This is a genomic window from Nostoc sp. FACHB-888 (assembly GCF_014696655.1).
In the GTDB taxonomy this organism is placed as follows: domain Bacteria; phylum Cyanobacteriota; class Cyanobacteriia; order Cyanobacteriales; family Nostocaceae; genus Nostoc.
The window spans coordinates 1-3,073 of the sequence record NZ_JACJQM010000338.1 but is presented as its reverse complement, the minus strand read 5'-3'; the positions used below and the strand labels follow the sequence as shown (position 1 = coordinate 3,073).

5 protein-coding genes and 1 pseudogene are annotated in these 3,073 nt (G+C 40.5%); 3 read left to right on the top strand and 3 right to left on the bottom strand.

What is annotated here, in order from left to right; translation table 11 throughout:
• Nucleotides 1–103 precede the first annotated feature (103 nt).
• Nucleotides 104–346 (top strand): annotated as a pseudogene (locus H6G26_RS40370) (bile acid:sodium symporter family protein); the annotation flags it as partial.
• Between the two features lie 163 nt (nucleotides 347–509).
• Here H6G26_RS40370 and H6G26_RS40365 read toward each other — a convergent pair.
• Together H6G26_RS40365 and H6G26_RS40360 are read right to left on the bottom strand one after the other, a co-directional pair.
• A complete protein-coding gene (locus H6G26_RS40365) occupies nucleotides 510–671 on the bottom strand; it encodes a hypothetical protein (RefSeq protein WP_190737588.1) in 162 nt (53 codons plus the stop codon).
• 135 nt (nucleotides 672–806) lie between these two features.
• Nucleotides 807–1,049: a hypothetical protein gene (locus H6G26_RS40360; protein WP_190737586.1), complete on the bottom strand. Its 243-nt coding sequence runs from the start codon at nucleotides 1,047–1,049 to the stop codon at nucleotides 807–809.
• A 369-nt stretch (nucleotides 1,050–1,418) separates the two neighbouring features.
• Between H6G26_RS40360 and H6G26_RS40355 the strand changes: the two genes are divergently transcribed.
• Together H6G26_RS40355 and H6G26_RS40350 are read left to right on the top strand one after the other, a co-directional pair.
• Nucleotides 1,419–2,369, top strand: coding sequence for an RpoD/SigA family RNA polymerase sigma factor (locus H6G26_RS40355; RefSeq protein WP_190737584.1), 951 nt, complete (start codon nucleotides 1,419–1,421; stop codon nucleotides 2,367–2,369).
• An 88-nt stretch (nucleotides 2,370–2,457) separates the two neighbouring features.
• Nucleotides 2,458–2,772, top strand: a complete 315-nt coding sequence (locus H6G26_RS40350) for a hypothetical protein (protein ID WP_190737590.1) — start codon at nucleotides 2,458–2,460, stop codon at nucleotides 2,770–2,772.
• Here the strand turns inward: H6G26_RS40350 and H6G26_RS40345 are convergent.
• Nucleotides 2,769–2,951 (bottom strand): site-specific integrase, encoded by a 183-nt coding sequence (locus H6G26_RS40345; protein WP_347242604.1) that lies wholly within the window; start codon nucleotides 2,949–2,951, stop codon nucleotides 2,769–2,771. The genes H6G26_RS40350 and H6G26_RS40345 overlap by 4 nt on opposite strands.
• Between the last annotated feature and the right edge of the window lie 122 nt (nucleotides 2,952–3,073).

Sequence of the window (3,073 nt, the reverse complement as noted above, 5' to 3'; positions counted from 1 at the left end):
GAGTTGTTAAAGCGCTGCGAAAACCAGTCTCCAAGCTGGATTTATCCCCTTTTCCTGCACCCTCTTGACAAAAGTGCAATCACTCTAACCTCTCACCGATGCAGCAACTCTGGCAGGATTTTTTACCGCAAAGCTATTTCGGCTCCCTCTGTCCCAACAAATCTGCATTGCCATTGAAGTGGGAATTCAAAATGGAACGCTGGCCCTGGCGATTACTGCTGGTTTGCTCAACAACCCCGATATGGCCGTGCCTGCTGCGGTTTATAGTTTGTTGATGTACATTACTGGCTTTCTTGCCATCCTCTACGGAAGAAAAGTTAGCAGTAGCGCATCAGTCAAAGTTTAAGATATAGCACATTTTGTCAATCAAGTTCCCCGTAGTGTTCACTATTTTTCAGAAAATAAGTTAACCTCCGTTGATCAGTCGGAGACTAAGAATAAAGTATTAGTAAAAGGGAAAGGAAGAGAGAAAGGAAATTTTTATACCTTTCCCTTTTACCTTCTTAGTTTTATGCAGCTTTACGCGGTCTGCCTGGCTTGCGCTTGCCTGAAGAATTTACATCAGCCTTTTTAGTTTTCAGTGACTTGTTGGCAGCATTGTTAGTTTTATTTGAACGGTTAGTACGTTTTGGTTGTGGCGAAACTTCTTTAACTGGAGGCAGTAATCCCATTCAATTCGCAAGTCGCAAGTCGCAATTCGCAATTCGCAATTAAAACCCTAGAACTGAACTTGAGGGCTTGAATATAGTTCACATCTATCTGAGTTCTTACATAATTAAAATTAGGAGCTTATATCCCTTCAGGAGTTAATTTTCAATTACGTCTGCAATTGCGAACTGCGACTTGCGAATTGCGAATTGTTGTGGGGTGATTATTTTTGATAGTGATGGAATTGTAGAAGCGGCTATATTTCCATTGCTAAATGAAACCACATTACTAGCGTAAGCAGCCGATACAAATAGTCCATTAATGAACTGGAACATAACAAGAGTAACGAATGCCCAAAAGATGACTACGATTGCCAAGGTGAGTAGAGATTGCATATCCATGATTATTCCTCAACTAAGTATTTGTAATTTTCAATTGTTTTACGCAAAGCGGATTTGAGCTTTGTCTAAATGTGAAGCGAATTTGAACACATCCTCTCTTCAAGAGAGGACTTCACTCTAAAATTAGCGTAGCGTCTCTCTGATTTAATCTAACCAAATTTTTCATTATCTTAAAACTTATTTATAAAATAAAGCAGATTTTAATATTTACCTATTTAAAGATTTCAAGTATTATATCTATAAATATATTTGACAAATATAAATATTGGCTTAAGTCTATGATTAAGATTTGATTTATTAGATAATTCTTGAAATAAAACATTTTCATCAAGCGAAAAATAAAAGCAGTCCTCACAATTAATTGAAAGTATGCCTAGCCCTACTACCGACTTAGTTCGCTCCTACCTCAAAGAAATCGGACGCTACCCTCTGCTAACTCCTGAGCAAGAGATTACAAATGCTAGGCTTGTACAGCAGATGATGGCGATTGAAGAACAGCGTTCAAGCCTCGCACTTCAATTAAATCGCCAACCAACTGCAAAAGAATTAGCCACCTCGCTTGGGCAAAGCGATACTGAAGTACAATCAATCATTCAACAAGGCCAAAAAGCTAAAGAGAAAATGGTGATAGCTAACCTACGCCTGGTGGTTTCTGTTGCCAAAAAATATCAGAATCACAATTTAGATTTTCTCGATCTGCTCCAAGAAGGGGCACTGGGTTTGCAAAAGGGAATCGAAAAGTTTGATCCCAACCGAGGCTATAAACTATCAACCTACGTTTATTGGTGGATTAAGCAGTCAATTACACGCGCGATTGGAGAAAAGTCTCGCACTATCCGTCTGCCAATCCATATCAACGAGAAATTAAACAAAATCAGGAAAGTACAGCAGCAACTGTCTCAATCTTTGGGTCATCCTCCGGTTGTAGCAGAAATAGCCGAATCGTTGAATCTGTTGCCTAATCAAATACGTGAATATCTTCAGGTTTCTCGCACTCCAGTATCGCTAGAAATGCGAGTTGGGAATGAGCACGAAACTGAATTAGCTGATATTTTGCCGATGGATGGTATTTCCCTAGATGAGCAAATTTCTCAAGAGCTTTTACATCAAGACTTGAGTAATTTGCTGATGTTGCTCAATCCAAGGCAACGAGAAGTATTGACTCTACGTTTTGGATTGGAAGATAATCAGCAACTAACCTTGAGTCAAGTTGCAAAACGCCTAAATCTTAGTCGAGAGACAATTCGTAACACTGAACATCAAGGTTTGAAAATTTTGCGCTCTCATCGAAACAAGATCAAAGATTATCTTCTTAATTAGGGCTAAGGGTTGTTTGACTTTAGTTTCATTTATATAAGTCGAACTCGCTACTCCAAAGGCTGAGAGCAAACCGCGACTGCTGTTAAAGATGCTTCCAATTGCGGCTATCAGGAGTGCGATCGCGTACCTGCACTTCCGGCGGCATCGCCTCTGCTTAATTCCTGGCGAAAACCATCAGATTGTCACTGTTTCACTCAAATGGTGCATGAATATATTGATACCAGAAACTATCCTTATAAATAGAACAGCAATTACAGAGCCGATGCCCAGCAAAACTATTGAAGTCCGAGAGTACACCGTTAGAGCGCACAAACGGGAAATTCATACTCGCGTTTTTAACTTTGTATGTAGGGGTAGTGTTACGGAAGCTGTCACCAGGGGCAAAGTAGTACAGCAGTATTAAACTGGAAACTTTCCCATCACCCCGTCGTATTCTTTTTGAGCTTCCCCTATTGACAACCGTGAGTACACTTCCAGCGACTGACGAGACGAATGTCCTGAGTAAGGTTGGATCAGTGCATCATCAATTCCCTGTTTTTTCAGCCATGTCAGCAGAAAATGGCGCAGCCTGTGAGGTGAGATAAGCTAATCGTCATTTAAATTGCACCATTTTTATGGTGATAAAAGCTGCAAACCCTCTCCCCTGCTCCCTGCCCCCTGCCCCCCTGCGATCTCAATGTGCAAATTAAATGCGTAACAGCTTA

Excerpts from the sequence above, each read along its gene's own strand:
- H6G26_RS40360 (WP_190737586.1), bottom strand. The coding sequence starts at position 1,049 with ATGGATATGCAATCTCTACTCACCTTGGCAATCGTAGTCATCTTTTGG.
- H6G26_RS40365 (WP_190737588.1), bottom strand. The coding sequence starts at position 671 with ATGGGATTACTGCCTCCAGTTAAAGAAGTTTCGCCACAACCAAAACGT.
- H6G26_RS40355 (WP_190737584.1), top strand. The coding sequence starts at position 1,419 with ATGCCTAGCCCTACTACCGACTTAGTTCGCTCCTACCTCAAAGAAATC.
- H6G26_RS40350 (WP_190737590.1), top strand. The coding sequence starts at position 2,458 with ATGCTTCCAATTGCGGCTATCAGGAGTGCGATCGCGTACCTGCACTTC.